The sequence below is a fragment of the Tolypothrix sp. PCC 7601 genome (genome assembly GCF_025677855.1).
Taxonomy (GTDB): domain Bacteria; phylum Cyanobacteriota; class Cyanobacteriia; order Cyanobacteriales; family Nostocaceae; genus Aulosira; species Aulosira diplosiphon.
The window spans coordinates 7,503,885-7,519,970 of record NZ_CP064879.1 but is presented as its reverse complement, the minus strand read 5'-3'; the positions used below and the strand labels follow the sequence as shown (position 1 = coordinate 7,519,970).

General features: G+C 40.5%; 13 protein-coding genes and 1 pseudogene. 9 read left to right on the top strand and 5 right to left on the bottom strand.

What is annotated here, in order from left to right; translation table 11 throughout:
• Positions 1-58 precede the first annotated feature (58 nt).
• The 5 genes and pseudogenes from HG267_RS42035 to HG267_RS30505 all read left to right on the top strand — a co-directional run.
• Positions 59-2,119, top strand: a pseudogene (locus HG267_RS42035) (PAS domain S-box protein); the annotation flags it as partial.
• Complete coding sequence (locus tag HG267_RS42030; RefSeq protein WP_411863274.1) at positions 2,102-3,673, top strand: PAS domain S-box protein; 1,572 nt, start codon at positions 2,102-2,104, stop codon at positions 3,671-3,673. The pseudogene HG267_RS42035 and the gene HG267_RS42030, both read left to right, overlap by 18 nt.
• A gap of 69 nt (positions 3,674-3,742) precedes the next feature.
• A complete protein-coding gene (locus HG267_RS30515; RefSeq protein WP_045873160.1) occupies positions 3,743-4,123 on the top strand; it encodes a response regulator in 381 nt (126 codons plus the stop codon).
• Between the two features lie 650 nt (positions 4,124-4,773).
• On the top strand, positions 4,774-5,403 hold the full coding sequence (locus tag HG267_RS30510) for a hypothetical protein (protein WP_045873161.1): 630 nt from the start codon (positions 4,774-4,776) through the stop codon (positions 5,401-5,403).
• Positions 5,404-5,506: 103 nt separating this feature from the next.
• Complete coding sequence (locus HG267_RS30505; RefSeq protein WP_045873259.1) at positions 5,507-6,409, top strand: alpha/beta fold hydrolase; 903 nt, start codon at positions 5,507-5,509, stop codon at positions 6,407-6,409.
• A 109-nt stretch (positions 6,410-6,518) separates the two neighbouring features.
• Here HG267_RS30505 and HG267_RS30500 read toward each other — a convergent pair whose 3' ends face one another.
• Both HG267_RS30500 and HG267_RS30495 read right to left on the bottom strand, forming a co-directional pair.
• A complete protein-coding gene (locus HG267_RS30500; protein ID WP_045873162.1) occupies positions 6,519-7,118 on the bottom strand; it encodes a hypothetical protein in 600 nt (199 codons plus the stop codon).
• A complete protein-coding gene (locus HG267_RS30495) occupies positions 7,111-7,749 on the bottom strand; it encodes a ParA family protein (protein WP_045873163.1) in 639 nt (212 codons plus the stop codon). The genes HG267_RS30500 and HG267_RS30495 overlap by 8 nt, the downstream gene beginning before the upstream one ends.
• 322 nt (positions 7,750-8,071) lie before the next feature.
• Between HG267_RS30495 and HG267_RS30490 the strand changes: the two genes are divergently transcribed.
• Positions 8,072-9,454 (top strand): cytochrome P450, encoded by a 1,383-nt coding sequence (locus tag HG267_RS30490; RefSeq protein ID WP_045873164.1) that lies wholly within the window; start codon positions 8,072-8,074, stop codon positions 9,452-9,454.
• A 517-nt stretch (positions 9,455-9,971) separates the two neighbouring features.
• On the opposite strand, the gene HG267_RS30485 is transcribed toward HG267_RS30490, so the two are convergent.
• Entirely contained in the window at positions 9,972-10,556 is a 585-nt protein-coding gene (locus tag HG267_RS30485) for an acyltransferase (RefSeq protein WP_052335352.1), read from the bottom strand.
• A gap of 205 nt (positions 10,557-10,761) precedes the next feature.
• On the opposite strand from HG267_RS30485, the gene HG267_RS30480 reads away from it, so the two are divergent.
• Positions 10,762-12,636 (top strand): HEAT repeat domain-containing protein, encoded by a 1,875-nt coding sequence (locus tag HG267_RS30480; RefSeq protein WP_045873165.1) that lies wholly within the window; start codon positions 10,762-10,764, stop codon positions 12,634-12,636.
• Positions 12,637-12,688: 52 nt separating this feature from the next.
• On the opposite strand, the gene HG267_RS30475 is transcribed toward HG267_RS30480, so the two are convergent.
• On the bottom strand, positions 12,689-13,117 hold the full coding sequence (locus tag HG267_RS30475; protein ID WP_045873166.1) for a hypothetical protein: 429 nt from the start codon (positions 13,115-13,117) through the stop codon (positions 12,689-12,691).
• Positions 13,118-13,197: 80 nt separating this feature from the next.
• Complete coding sequence (locus HG267_RS30470) at positions 13,198-15,006, bottom strand: ABC transporter ATP-binding protein (RefSeq protein ID WP_045873167.1); 1,809 nt, start codon at positions 15,004-15,006, stop codon at positions 13,198-13,200.
• Positions 15,007-15,068: 62 nt separating this feature from the next.
• Here HG267_RS30470 and HG267_RS30465 point away from each other — a divergent pair, with 62 nt between their 5' ends.
• Complete coding sequence (locus tag HG267_RS30465) at positions 15,069-15,200, top strand: histidine kinase (RefSeq protein WP_096621777.1); 132 nt, start codon at positions 15,069-15,071, stop codon at positions 15,198-15,200.
• A gap of 16 nt (positions 15,201-15,216) precedes the next feature.
• On the top strand, positions 15,217-16,065 hold the full coding sequence (locus HG267_RS30460; RefSeq protein ID WP_045873168.1) for a prohibitin family protein: 849 nt from the start codon (positions 15,217-15,219) through the stop codon (positions 16,063-16,065).
• The last annotated feature ends 21 nt before the right edge of the window (positions 16,066-16,086 follow it).

The following is a 16,086-nucleotide window of genomic DNA, read 5'->3' as shown; positions in this document are numbered from 1 at the left end:
CAATGAAGGCAATAGACTAGAAAAGTCATAGAATGGTCAACGCTGCTCCCCTGCTCCTATGTTTCCTCTACGTCCTTCCCTGACAAAAATTTCTTTGCGGTGGGTATTATTAATTCCTTTTGTTTTGCAAACAATTGGAGCAGTTGGGCTGGTGGGTTATTTTTCCGATCGCAGCGGTGAGCAAGCTGTGGAAAATTTAGCGAATCGGCTGATGCATGAAGTGAGCCACCGCATTAGCGATCGCCTCGATAGTTATTTGCAAACTCAGCAGCAAGCAATGGCGATCAACGCTCAAGCTGTAGAGCAAGGAAGTCTAAATATTCAAGATTTTGGGCAATTACGTAACTACTTGTGGCAGCAAATTACCCTATTTCCATTGCTGGGTAGTAATTTCTTTGTCAATGCACAGGGTGAACAAATTGGTTACGGGCGGCTTCAAAGTCAAGAGATAGTAGAACAAGCAAAACAGCTGACAAAAGAAAATTTGTCGATTGGTACTGTCTTCTTGAGCGAACTGCAAAAGTCTCATTTAGGCAAACGGAAACATTATTTAGTTGACTCCAAAGGACAGCCCAAAAAACTTGTTTACACCCTAGAAGTTGATAACCGCCAGCTACCTTGGTATGTTCATGCCAAAATTGCTAAAAAACAAACTTGGTCGCCAATTTTTCTGCATAAAGTCACTCCTTCTTTAGGAATTATGGCCTTGGCTCCAATTTACGATCGCGGCGGTAACTTCCAAGGAGTGTTTTTTTCTGATGTGTTGTTGTCAGAAATTAGTACTTTTTTAGATAATTTGCAGTTCTCACCTTCAGGTAAAGCATTTATTTTGGAGCGTTCTGGAGATTTGGTAGCGACTTCTACTTTAGAAATACCTGATTTATCCCAGGGAAAAGGTCAACTGCAAAGATTGCCAGCTGTGCAGAGTCAGGATGTGCAAACGCGATCGCTTGCTCAACAAATCTTGAAAAAGTCTGGTAGCTTCCGTCACATAAAAAAAGATACTCAAATGAGTTTAGAGGTTGATGGACAACGGTATTTTGTCCAAATCTTTCCTTACAGCGATCGCTATGGCTTAGATTGGCTGGTGGTAACATCGTTACCAGCATCCGACTTTATGAGAGAAATTGAGGCCAATAAAACTCAGACGGTGATCTTCTGTTGGCTAACGCTATTTGCTACTATCTGTATTGGTATATTTACGGCAAGCAGGATTACCAAGCCGATTGTCCGGTTGAGCGAGGCTAGTCAGGCTTTAGCACAAGGAGAATGGCAGCAACCCCTATCAGAAAAAATTGCGATCGCAGAACTCCAGCTACTAACTAAATCTTTTAATCAGACAGCTAAAGATTTAAAAGCAGCCTTTGAACGCGCTAAACTTGCTCTGAATGAATCTGAGGACAAATTTGCCAAAATTTTCCGCAATAGCCCCGATTTTATTCATATTATTAGCTTTGAGACTGGCTGCTATGTCGAGGTGAATGATCGCTTTTTAGAAATTACTGGCTATTCTCGTGCAGAGGTGATTGGTCATACTCCTTTAGAACTGGGAATAGCAGTACAACCGGAAAAATTATCACAAATGTGTCAGTTATTACGAACTGAGCAGCGTGTATACAATTTTGAGTTGGAATTGCGAACCAAATCAGGGGAAATTAAAATTGGCTTAATTTCTTCAGAATGGATTGAATTAGCAGGCAAACCTTACATTCTCTCTATATTTAAAGATTACACAGAACGCAAACAGGTAGAACTAGAACTAATACAAGTCCGAGAATTGCGAGAAGCAATTTTTAATGAATCTGCCGATGCCATTTTTTTGGTAGAACTACCCCCAAACAGACGGATTCTGGATTGCAATCAGCGCGCTGTTGAGTTGTTTGAGGTAGAAAGTAAAGCTGAATTAATTGGCATTCAAGGCAATATCCTACAGAAACAAAAATTCATGGAGGAAGAACTGGCTGAGATTGCTATCAAAATCGAACAGCAGGGATTTTGGAGTCGAGAAGTGGAATACCTAACCAAAAAGGGAGATTCCTTTTGGGGCAATTTAGCTATCAAAATGATTCAGGTAGCAGGACAATCTATGTATCTTGTCCGCGTGACAGATATTACTGATATTAAGCGGATAATTACTGCTCTACAGCAAAGCGAAGAAAGATTTCAGCTTTTAGCAGCCACTTCACCGGGAGTAATTTATACCGTTGTTGAATACCCCAGTGGCCCAGTTCGTTATGAATACCTCAGTCCAGCATTTGAGGAAATACATGAAGTTTCAGTGACAACAGCCCTTGAAGATGCTGCCATTACCATTAACCAGATGCATCCTGATGATCGTTTGGGTTATCAACAGGCAGTTGCATCCAGTATTGAAAATATGCAACCGTTTAAGTATGAATGGCGCATTATTACACCTTCGGGCAAGATTAAATGGATTCAGGCCAATTCTCGCTCCGAAAACAGGGAAAACGGAGAGATTGCTTGGCATGGGATAGTCCAAGAGATTAGCGATCGCAAACAAGTAGAGGCGGCACTACGAGAGAGTGAAGAAAAATTCCGTCGTGCCTTTGATGATGCAGCAATTGGTATGGCCTTAATTTCCCCTGATGGGCAGTTTTTACAAGTCAATCGTTCCTTGTGTGAAATGGTAGGCTATAGCGAAGCCGAACTGTTAAGGCTGAATTCCCTAGAGATTACCCATCCCGATGACATTGAGACCAATTTAGCAGCTGCAACGCAAGTATTAAAAGAGAAACAACGCATCTATCAACTCAAACAACGCTATATTCATCAAAGCAGGTCTATTATTTGGATTCTCATCAGTGTCTCTTTAGTAAGAGACCAGAATCGCCAGCCTCTGTACTTTGTTGCTCAAATTCAGGATATTAGCGAACAACAAGCTGCACTGCGCGAACGCCAACAAATCGACAAAATGAAAGACGAGTTTATCTCCGTCGTCAGTCATGAACTTCGCACACCTTTAACAGCTATTCATGGCGCTTTGGGAATGCTAGGAACAGGAATTTTTGCAAAACGCCCAGAACGTGCCAAAGAAATGCTAACCATTGCCTTGAATAACTGCGATCGCTTAGTACGTCTAGTCAACGACATTCTTGACTTAGAACGTTTGGACTCTGGCAAAACTCAGTTGATGATGGAGACTTGCCAAATTAATACCTTAATGCAGCAAGCTGTAGACACCGTGCAAGTGATTGCTACCCAAGCCGCCATTAACCTAGAATTCACCCCCTTATTTGTCACCATTACGGCTGCACCCGATGCGATCGTGCAAACTCTCATCAACCTCCTCAGCAATGCCATTAAATTTTCTCCCGCCAACAGTACAGTTTGGCTCAATGCAGAGTTAGTAACTGAGGAATTAAACTTAAAACAGACAAAATTTCCTATGACTAGCCCTTATGTTCTCTTTTCTATTAAAGACCAAGGACGAGGTATTCCCACGGATAAATTAGAGACTATCTTTGGCAGATTTCAACAAGTTGATGTCTCCGATTCTCGTCAAAAAGGTGGAACAGGATTAGGTTTAGCAATCTGTAGAAGCATCGTCCAACAACATAGCGGACAGATTTGGGTAGAAAGCATTGTTGGGCAAGGTAGCACTTTTTATTTTACGTTGCCACTAAATCAGAGAAAATTAAGTAAACAAAATTAATTACATATAATTGCATCAGTTAAGAGTTGCCTGAATTTCAGTAATGAGTTTTATTTTGCCTCACAAGTTATGACGAAACGCGTTTTAATTGTTGATGACGAACCTGATATTCGTCGTATTATCCAAGTATCCTTAGAAGAAATGGCAGGATGGAAAGTCAGCACAGCTCAGTCGGGTAGTGACGCATTACTGACAGTAAAAACCGGACATTGGGATGCCATTCTTCTAGATATTTCTATGCCCGATATGAGTGGATTTGATGTCTGTCAGAAGCTGCAATCCGATCCCGCTACACAACTGATTCCCATAGTGTTGTTAACAGCAAAAGTACAACCGAGCGATCGCCGTCGTTTTGCCCAGATGGGTGTCGCTGGCGTGATTGCTAAACCTTTCAACCCCGTTACTATATCTAACGAGGTAGCCCAAACTTTAGGATGGGAATTGTTCTAAGGCAATACGCTTGGGTTAAGAAAATTAATTGATAAGTAACCACGCAAAATTAATTACAGTCATTGCGAGCGCAGCAAAGCAATCTCAACCCTTGCGATTGCTTCATTACGCTCCGCTCCATTCGCAATGACATTGTGTAATTAATTTTGTTTAACTACTTAACAAAACCAAAAAACTAGTTACTCAACAAAAAAACCGAACAATAATTTTGGAGGGGGTTTGGGGGACGCAACCGTCACCCAATCGGGGGTTTGGGGGAGAATCCCCCAATTGATCTGGCTTGTTTAATAAGTGACAAATCAATCACTAATGAGCTTAACCCAAGCCTATTGTTTTCTCAGGTACTTTTACTACTGCAATCAACAGGCGATCGCACTTTTGATTATTGAGCCAATTTACACAATCCAGTAGAAATTTACCCACATAAAATTATCGACTCATACCGGAATCATTAAGTAAGTTCGTGGAAATAAACCAAACCATGTTACGAAACGTAAATAAGCTTGAAACTCTTACCAATGAATAATTCCAGCCTCAGCCAGTTATTTTTAATTTTGCCAACCTAGTTATTTAATTTTTACAAAAACTTACAATAAAATCACAAAAATTCAGAGATATCTCCCTGATTATCTGCATAAATAGCAGCTTTAATGGAATTGTCAATTTCAATAGACAATCCAATGTTACAAACAAACCGTAAATTGAACCAATTATTTTTAGCTGCTGTATTTTTAGTATTAGTAGAAACACTGAGCAATCCAAAAGTTGAAGCAAAACCGATAAACAATCTTCAGCAATTACCCACATCAAGCGTTATTGCAGCCACACCAGCATGGCAAGAATTTTCTTCATCTGAAGGAAAATTTTCTGTGCTTTTTCCTAATGGCAAAGTAGAAGAGATATCTCAGCCTGAAAATTCTAATTCCTCAGGTATTAAATCTTTAAAAATGCACGGTGTTACTGGAGATAAAAATGCTTTTATTGTGGGATATGCAGACTTTAGCATTGATGTCAGCCAGGTAGCTCCGGGAGAATTAATCGATGCTTTTCTAGAAGGAATGTTACAAAATGAAAGCAAGTTATTGAGTCAAAAAAATATTCAGTTTGAAGAATATCCCGGTAAAGAAATTAAAGTCAAAGATGAAAAAAATGGCACGATTTATAACAGTCGCTTTTTTCTGGTTGGACAGAAAATATATTTTATGATGGTTGGTAGTATAGAAACTCCTGAAGTTAGCGATACGCAAAAATTCTTCAACTCTTTCCAGTTGATTAAGTAATGCCAATTTAAAAACAGAATGTAACAGATCAGAAGGGCACAGCAATGCTGTGCCCTTTGAATTATTGGCAAAACTGTCCAAACAGTATGGTAAACTGAAGTTTATGTTTGGAAGTTTTTTACCTACAGCCGTTGGGCAACTACAAGAACCTGCTGCGATCGCACTTGCTCAAAGTATTCAATCTCAGGCGATCGCCACTCCTCTGGCTACTCAACCAATCAATACTACCTATGTACATCAAGGTAGTGGTGGTGTACCAATTTTATTAATTCATGGCTTTGATAGTTCAGTTTTAGAATTCCGGCGACTACTCCCATTATTAGCCGCAGAAAATGAAACTTGGGCTGTGGATTTATTGGGTTTTGGTTTTACAGAAAGACTATCTGGAATTAACTATAGTCCCACTGCAATTAAAACTCATCTTTATTATTTTTGGAAAACCCTCATTAACCAACCTGTAATTTTGCTTGGTGCATCAATGGGGGGTGCAGCAGCAATTGACTTTACACTCACCTATCCTGAAGCGGTAAACAAACTAGTGTTAATGGATAGTGCAGGTTTGCAGGGTGGTTCACCATTAAGCAAATTCATGTTTCCCCCTTTGGATTACTTCGCCACAGAATTTTTGCGTAATCCCAAAGTGCGCGATCGCATTTCTCGCGCAGCTTATAAAGCTCAACAATTGGTAACCAATGATGGTGTAGATTGTGCCGCATTACACCTACAAATGCCAAACTGGAGTCAAGCTTTAATTGCTTTTACTAAAAGTGGTGGTTATCGCGCTTTTAGATTTAAAAAATTAGCCGAAATTCAGCAGTCTACACTAATTTTATGGGGTGACTCCGATAAAATTTTGGGTACTAAAGATGCTCAAAGATTTAAACGCGCAATTCCCCACAGTCAACTTTTATGGATACAAGATTGTGGGCATCTTCCTCACCTAGAACAACCACAAATCACCGCTAAAAACATTTTAGAATTTGGCCGCAATACCCCTGAATTTTAAAAACGTAGGATGCGTTAGCGTCAGCGTAACGCATCCCTATTTTGCCAGAGGTACTGCGTTACAGCTACGCCTCACACACCCTTTTATATAGAATTCACGGGAAGCATTATCAATCAAGCAACCACATCTGCGAAGAACTATCTTCTGGTTCATCTGGTTGTGCGATCGCTAATCTTTCTGATGATCTATGTGATTTTCTATAATAGTCTTGACCATGAGTCTGTTTTACTGGTTTATAAGTTTCTTGTTGTTGCTTTAAAGCATTACTTTGGGCTACAAGCTGCGAATTAGCTTCTACAAATTTTTCTTGTTCAGCTTTCAAAGAATTAATTTCTTCTATCAGCTTTGAGTTAGATTCTGCTAGATGTAAAGCAGCTTGTTTAGCTTCCTCAAGTTCTTTTGTGAGCTTTGTAGCTAATGCTTTTTGTTCAGATACAGCTGATTCTAAATCTGTAACTTGTTTTTGGAGGTTGGTTTCTGTGGCGTGAGATTTTTCCAGACTTTCTTTTAGCTCTTTAATAGTATTTTCTAAATCAGCCTTGGTGGGTGTGGAACGCCTAGCTGTAGTTGATGAATCAGGTGTCTGCGTTGATGTTTCTGCTGATTCGCTAACAGCTTCAGCAGTTACCTCAATCGCTGTTTCACCTTCAGACGGCGTAAATTTTTGTGCTTCTTCTTGTAATAAATCAGATAGACGTTTTTTAACCATTATTCCTCCAATCAAGCTGTAATTCATTAGCTACACGACGATAGTCTAACTGCGCTTCCAGTGCGTGTTTACCTCGCCATTGAGTAATCGCCACACCCTCAAGTGCTGCTCTCTCGTGCGCTTTATAGGCGCGGATAAAGGTTTTACAAGCGGGGATTCCTAATCGCGTGAGGGTGTTTTGCGCCTCAACTGCTTCCCCAACACTCCGCGGATCGACTTTGGTAAGCAGCACCCGATGGGGAACTCCCAAAGGAATGACAGCTTTTCTGACTGTCTCAATTAAGACGGTTAGATCCATTGGTGCTGGGGGTGTGGGTAAAACGAGATAATCTGCGATCGCTACTACCGTCGCCAATGCTTCAGAGTGCAGCGCCGGAGGCGTATCCACTATTACTAAATCGTAACCTGTTAGCTTTCTTAAATCACCTAAAAGTTGCGGATTTGTTTCTTGAGATAGATCAAACCCCATACCATTCTGATTGCGCCCAAACCACCAACTGGCAGAACCTTGAATATCTGCGTCAATCAGAATTACATTGTATTTTTGGGCAAAGTTTGCAGCCAGATTGACTGCGGTAGTCGTTTTACCGACACCTCCTTTACCGTTGAGTATAGCAATGATGTTTGGCACTTTTTAACTTCCGACGCTGCCATATAAGAATATACTGCTTTGTGCCTCCACTACTTATTTTGCTAACACTTGCTTACAATTCCCAGCAGCCAGCAATCTCTTTCGTCTTTTGCCAACACAAAAGGCAAATGACCAATGACTAAAGACGGTCTAAATGTAAAAATTTACAATCTCGACGCGTATCAGTTTAACTTTATTCTAATAGAATTTGGCAATTAATTAGTAGCAAATACTCATATCTTGCGAGGGATTTTTCCGCCCTCAATATTAGAAAAACTTGTAACAATAAAAGCCGAAACTTATCTCATCCTCGGAATTTTATATGACACTCACTTACAGCTTACCTGATGGGCCAAAACTACCGCGTTGGCAAAGGCTTTTCAAGTTTGTGACTCAACCAGTGCAATATTTAGAAGGTTTTGCCAAAATCTACGGTGATTCATTCACTGTTTGGAGTAAGGGTGCTAACCATCTAGTATATTTTAGCCATCCCCAAGCGATAGAGGAGATTTTTACTGCCGATCCGAGTTATTTTCAGACTGGTGGGGGGGACGGAATTTTAAGATTGTTGTTAGGTGATAATTCTGTAATTTTACTTGATGGCGATCGCCACCAACGCCAACGGCAGCTATTAACCCCGCCCTTTCATGGTGAAAGAATGCGGGCTTACGGCCAAGATATTCGTGAAATTGCTGAACAGATAAGTAACGAATGGCAGATTGGTAAGCCTTTCAATATCCGTAACTCCATGCAAGAAATTACCTTGCGCGTCATTTTACGAGTAGTGTTTGGTTTGGATGAAGGTGAGCGGTTTCAAGAACTGCGGCAATTGCTCAGTTCTTTGCTAGATTTTATCGGTTCTCCTGTGCTGTTTGCTTCCTTCTTGTTTAAATTTATGCGACAAGATTTAGGTGCATGGAGTCCTTGGGGTAGGATAATCCGCCAACTGCAAAAAATTGACCAATTAATTTATGCTTTGATTCAAGAACGCCGGGCTGAATCTAACCACAATCGTCAAGATATCCTCAGTTTGATGATGGCGGCTCGTTATGAAGACGGACAACCAATGTCAGATTTAGAATTACGTGATGAATTAATGACATTATTGGTTGCAGGGCATGAAACTACTGCTTCTGCATTAACATGGGCTTTTTATTGGATTGACCAATTACCAGAAGTGCAAGAAAAGTTACTACAAGAACTAGATACCCTTGGTGTCAATCCTGATGCGAGTAGCATTGCTAAGTTGCCTTATTTAACAGCAGTCTGTCAAGAAACATTGCGGATTTATCCAATTGTGATCAATGGTTTTCTGAGGGTGGCAAAATATCCAATTGAAATTATGGGTTACAAATTACCTGTAGGAACCTTCATTGTTCCCAGCATTTATTTAGCGCATCATCGCGAAGCAGTTTACCCAAATTCTGATCAATTTCGCCCAGAACGCTTTTTAGAAAGGCAATTTTCCCCATACGAATACTTACCTTTTGGTGGTGGTAATCGTCGCTGTATCGGGTTAGCATTTGCTCAATACGAAATGAAAATTGTTTTAGCAACAATTCTGTCACATTTTCAAGTTTCATTAGTAAATAAACGTCCTGTGTCTCCTGTACGCCGTGGCTTAACTCTTTCCACACCCCCAGGATTGCGAATGATTGCAAGACTTCAAGTAAAGCGTGGAAATAGTTTAATTACTAATTCGTAATTCGTAATTCGTAATTCGTAATTAAGACGTAGGATGCGTTCGCCAAGGCGAACGCATCATTCAATTAGAAAATTACAGAAAATCTTTCTTCTATAGGAATCCGATTTAATTTCCGAAAAAATCTCAGTATATGTAGTGGCGTGGCATGGCTAAAATGTGGCAATATAATTTTCTTGTGGGGTGGACATCTTGTCCGCCCAGGAGGGGTGAGACACCCATCCTACAAAAGTTTTTTCATGCACTATTTTAGTCTAGACAGTCCAGTAGCGTTACACTTCGTGATAACGCACCGTATTCGAGACTTTGGTGCGTTGCGCTGCGCGACAACACACCCTACATATAATTCAAAATTAAATATGAGTCTTATATAGACCTCAATACTTGTCGGTTAAGGGCAAAAGGCGAAGGGGAAAAGGGACAAGAAAAAACCTTTAACCCTTACCCTTTCACCTTTTCCCCAAACCAAATTAAGAGTTGACAATCCTTAACCGAGCAGTATTGATATAGACCCTAGTTTTTAGCTAATATTTTGCTCGCTTGCAAGGCGTTGATAATGTTCTTTATCGCGATATTTAATAGTTCTCATCGGTTGATTACCAACAATTGCTAAAGGCTCAACATTGCCAGTGACAACTGTACCAGCTGCGATAATTGCTCCATCTCCAATTGTCACGCCAGGAACAATGAGAACATTACCACCAATCCAAACATTACGACCAATAACTACTGGTTTATGAATATAAACATTATATTCATAGGGCAGTTCATTACTTTGATAATCATGATTTGCAGACAGGATAACAACGTTAAATCCGATTGTACTATTATCGCCAATTGTGATGCCACCACGACCATCTAATAAAACATCCGGGCCAATATAAACTTTATTCCCTAGAGAAACATTTTGTGGATGCTCAATTTTGATATCTCGCTTAAATCGCACATCTGCACCACAAAATTTTAATTGCGGCTTCAGTTGTTGATGCTTGTAACGCCTAATTTTATTTTCTAAGTATTCTCCCCACTTGACTAAACGGGGTACTAAATTTTGCTCTAATATTCGTTCTAATTTATTCGTTACTTTATTTTTTAACTGTTGCATAAACATTCGCAAGATTTAGGAAACCAGGCGGGTATTAAATTACCAGCCATATTTGTTAGGTTTCCCAAGAAAAGCCATTTTATCGCAAGTGAATTGAGTCTTACTACAAAGAGGTTAGGCACTAAGACTTGACAGGCAGCCAAGTGATGTAGCAAAATCCAATTCAAGTCCCTTTCGTCCCACGTTGTAAAGTGGATAGGAGGCTATGCATGATTGGCAATATTTCTTTAACTGCGATGGCTGCGCCAACTTCTCTGACGAACGCACTCTTCTAAATCAAGGTAATTACCGCATTTTTGAGCCAGAGTGGAAAGCTGAAATTCTGTACTGGTTTAGGCGAGAGGATGTATCTAAGGCGCAAAAAGAAGAATTTATCCAGGCTTTAATAAATTTTGATGATAATTGCGGCGATTTTTATCGTTACCGCGCCTACTTCTTGGCTGCTGAAGCTTTAGCTTACTTCCCGGAATGCAGTTTAGGGGATGCGATTGTTGCACAACTGCTGAAATGGAGTTATGGCTATTTTCGTCAGGATAAGCGAGATTGGCAAATAGTTCCAAAACCTCTAGTTAAAGCAGCTAGAAAAACTCTGGAATTAACCGATAAAAACCGTGTAGTTGCTGCCTTTGTGGATTTAGTTCATACTACTGAAAGTCGCACAATTATGCGCCTAGCAGCAGAGAAATTAGCACAATTCGATCCGGGTAATCAAAGTGCATTTGCAGCTTTGGCGCTACTACATTCGGTTCCAAATCAGGAGAAAATAGCTGTTAGCAGTGAAAGTGCGATCGCATCTGTAATTCAAATTATGGAGACAACGCCAAACAAGTATAATTGCTGGGAGGCGATCGCAACTTTAGGAAAAATCGCTGTCGGTAATCAAACTGCGTTCGTCAAAGACGTTGGCGCAGCCATCGCATCTCTCGTCAAATTCTTGCAAATCAACCAAGGCGATAGAATTTGTTTAGATGCAGCTAAAGTACTTTGGCAACTCGATCCCGGTAATGCTGCTGTAATCCAGGCTTTAATTTATCTTCTGGAAAATTCTGCGAGTATATCTCTCATAAATTCCGTAGCTGCATATGTGCTGGAAATCGATCCAGGTAACAAAGTTGCTATTAATGTTTTATGCGAGTTAGTAAAAAATCTAGGACAATCCCCAGCAGATCCAGAGTATGCCAAATATATTGCATGGGCAGCAACTAAGAAGTTGTTAGAAATCGACCCCAGTCATCAACTGGCAATTAACGCCTTAGTTCAACTGATTAAGACTGCTCAAAATCATTCTTATCTTAATATAGCAGTTAAGGATTTGGGAAGTCTGGGCGCTGGAAATCAAGCTGTTATTGCAAGTTTAATTGAATTGATTTTTGCCACTAACAATGATTACATATTATGCGATGCAGCTTGGAGCTTAGGTAGAATTGATCCTGGTAATCAAATAGCGATCACTACACTAATAGAAAAAATTGTCACAACTGAGGATGAGTCTATTTGTTGTATTGCTGCTGTCTATTTAGGAGAGTTAATTCCTGGGAATATACTAGTAATTAACACCTTATCTCGGCTTCTGGAAACTACTCAGAGTGAGTGGGTGCAGATGTATGCTAGCGAAAACCTGATAAAAATTGATCCTGCTAATCCAAAAACGATCGCTACTTTATGCCAGATAGCACAAAACAATCCGTATAAATATGCATCATTTTTAATTATTGCAGTTCATAATTTTGAACAACTTGATTGCAGTGACAAATTGGTGCGAGACAAACTCAACGAAGTTATCACTACTCTTATCCAATTCATTCAAACCTTTACGCAGGATGATGACAATAAGAACTGCTGCAATAATAACGCCACTACTCAGTTATGCTATGAATCTTATTTAATGGATATAGCTGATGTTTTGACAAAAATCCTCCGCAGCGAACATCTACCGCAAGTCATTACAGCTTTAAAAGGCTACCTCAGCCAACCGTTTGCTAAAAATAGTTCTTATCGCTACGATGCTGTATTTCATATTATCTGGCATTGTGCCAATAATCTAAACTATCCAGATTTCTACACAGCTTGGCACAAATGATGAGATAAAAACTAGCGCAGAGGTAAGCAGAATTATTCTGTTTTCCTCTGCTTTACAAAGCAATCTGTTCTCGCATCCGTTGTTCTAACAATTCCAATAAACTATCGACATCTTTACCAATTTGCTCAAAACAAGCTGGTGGTGGTGGTTCTGGCGCAAATTGAATTAACTTAATTTCACCTTTACCAATACCAATCATCACCACTTCTACTTCTGGTTGATGATTCTCAATAATTCCTATAATTTCTTGCAGTCGATTTTCAACCCGACTATTTAATTTCTCTACCTCATCTTTTGGACAATAAACAAAATGCGGTGCTGGCTGTAAATCAATACCAATAGTACCCTGACTGTTACCATTTTCTAACCACAGTCCCCAAAACAGCGCCGCCAATTCTGGTTGATTTGCTTTGACAAATCTCTCTAATTGACTACGCCATTTACTATCGCCTGATTCCGGTTGGGTACTACCAAAAAACATAAATAATTCGTAATTTGTAATTCGTAATTCGTAATTCTCCCCTCTCTGCTTGCAAAGAGGGGTTGGGGGTGAGGTTGACTTTATCTCAAACCAGATTGTACGCGCCAGAGGCTAGCGTAAACACCGTTTTGTTCTAGCAATTGCTCATGGGTTCCAGACTCTACTAATTTCCCATGTTCCATGACATAAATGCAATTAGCATTACGGATGGTAGAAAGACGATGTGCGATCGCAATTGTGGTTCTATTAACTGTAATCCGTTCGAGCGATCGCTGAATTGCGGCTTCTGTTTCATTATCTACCGCCGAGGTCGCTTCATCTAAAATCAAAATCGGGGGATTTTTTAACACTGCACGCGCGATCGCAATTCTCTGTCTTTGTCCACCAGATAATTTTTGTCCTCTCTCCCCGACGATTGTCTCATAACCTTGGGGCAGGTGCATAATAAAGTCGTGGGCTTCTGCTACCTTCGCCGCTGTGATAATTTCTTCCTCAGTCGCTGCAAAGCTACCGTAAGCAATATTCTCCGCTACTGTGCCATGAAACAAAAATACATCTTGACTGACTAAACCAATGCAGCGGCGTAAATCCCGCAAATTTAAATCTTGTAAGTCAATACCATCTAAGGTAATGTTGCCAGTTTTGATTTCATACAGCCGCAACAAAAGTTTAACTAAAGTACTTTTACCGGAACCCGTAGAACCGACAATCGCAATTGTCTGACCAGCCGGAATTTGCAAAGATAGATTTTTAACTACCGGGAATCTATCTTGATAGGCAAAAGTCACATTTTTAAATTCCACTTCACCACGCACTGTCTTTGCAGGTAAAGCCCTATCACCGGGGTGAATTGCTATGGGTGTATCCAATAAATCCATGACGCGATTAGTAGAAGCCATTGCCCGTTGATATTGGTCAAAAGTATCCCCTAATCTAGTTAAAGGCCACAACAAGCGTTGAATTAAAAATACCAACACGCTGTAAGTCCCCACAGACATCTTGCCTGCCACAGATGCCATACCGCCGTACAATAGTAATGCTGTAAAACCCACCAAAATCAGCATCCGAATTAGAGGTACGAAGGCAGCAGAAAGTTGAATTGCTTTAGCGTTACTTTGCCTGTAAGCGTCACTGTCTTGCTTTAAGCGGGAAGTTTCGTAATCTTCAGCGGTAAAACTTTTAATCGTCATAATCCCGCTTAAGTTATTCACCAAGCGCGCATTCAAGAAACCCACCTTTTCCCGCACATTGGCGTAACGTGGCGCAAGCAACCTTTGAAAAGCAAAGGAACCCCAGAGAATAAACGGCATCGGCGACATCGCCATCCACGCTACACTAGGGGCCAAAACAAAGAAAGCACCACCGATAATGACTACTGTTGTGGCAACTTGGATAATATCATTAGCCCCTACATCCAAAAACCGCTCTAGTTGGTTAATATCATCACTGAGAATGGACATTAAACCGCCAGTGCTGCGTTCTTCAAAATAAGCTAATTCCAAATCTTGCAAATGATTGTATGCATCTAGACGCAGATTATGCTGAATATTTTGCGCTAAATTACGCCAAATCCGAGCGTATGCGTACTCAAAAACCGATTCTAGTATCCAAATGATGGCAGTGAGCAGGGAGAGAATTAAAAATTGTCCAAAGACATCTTTTACCCCTAACTGAGCAATAATAGAATCCTGTTGCTTAACAACGACATCCACCGCTACCCCAATTAAAGCGGGTGGTGCTAAATCAAACAGCTTATTCAGGATGGAACAACCAATCGCCAGCCAAATTTGTTTACGATACTGATGCCCATAATCCAAAAGACGCTGGAGGGGATGCACAGAATGCCTACGCTTTCTTGATACCTGATGAGATTTAAATGCTGTAGCCACAATGAGTCTCAGTTGCGTGCAATTGATATTACCACGACATTTGAACCAGGCGATCGCAGAGCGTGGGAGATGAGGGAGATGAGGGAGATGAGGGAGATGAGGGAGAAATTTTTATTACCAATTACCAATTACCAATTACCAATGCCCCATGCCCAATGCCCCATGCCCATAAAAATATTTACTTGCGGAGATAATTAAGGAGATGAACAATTGAAGAATCAGCAATTTGCGAATTGGCAAACCACTGTTTTAGGTGTCTTTTTGGCAATCCTGGTGAGTATTGCATTTAATTCCTTTATTATTATTAACCCAGGTCAAGCTGGAGTAATTAGTATCTTGGGTAAAGCCAGAGATGGAGCCTTATTAGAAGGTATCCACCTTAAACCACCGTTTATTTCGGTAATAGATGTATATGATTTAACTGTACAAAAATTTGAAGTGCCGGCAGAGAGTTCTACTAAGGATTTGCAAAATCTATCGGCACGGTTTGCCATTAACTTTCGCCTCGATCCCACCCAGGTAGTAGAGGTGAGACGTAAACAAGGCACCTTAGCCAATATTGTCTCCAAAATCATTGCCCCGCAAACCCAAGAAGCCTTTAAAATTGCTGCTGCTCGCAGAACCGTAGAAGAAGCAATCACCAAACGCAGCGAATTAAAGGAAGACTTTGACAATGCATTAGGCGATCGCCTAGATAAATATGGGATAATTGTATTAGATACTAGTGTAGTTGACTTGACTTTTTCGCCCGAATTTGCGCGAGCAGTCGAAGAAAAGCAAATCGCTGAACAACGGGCGCAAAGAGCCGTTTATGTAGCGAGAGAAGCTGAACAGGAAGCACAAGCTGAAGTTAATCGTGCTAAAGGTAAAGCAGAAGCGCAAAGATTGTTGGCAGAAACGCTCAAAGCCCAAGGTGGACAGTTAGTTTTGCAAAAGGAAGCGATTGAAGCATGGAAAGCTGGCGGCGCTCAAATGCCCAACGTCTTAGTGATGGGTAACGACGCAAAAAATAGTGTACCCTTTATTTTCAACTTAGGTAATACTCAAAGTCAGCCCTAATTTGGATAAATCATTTTAGTA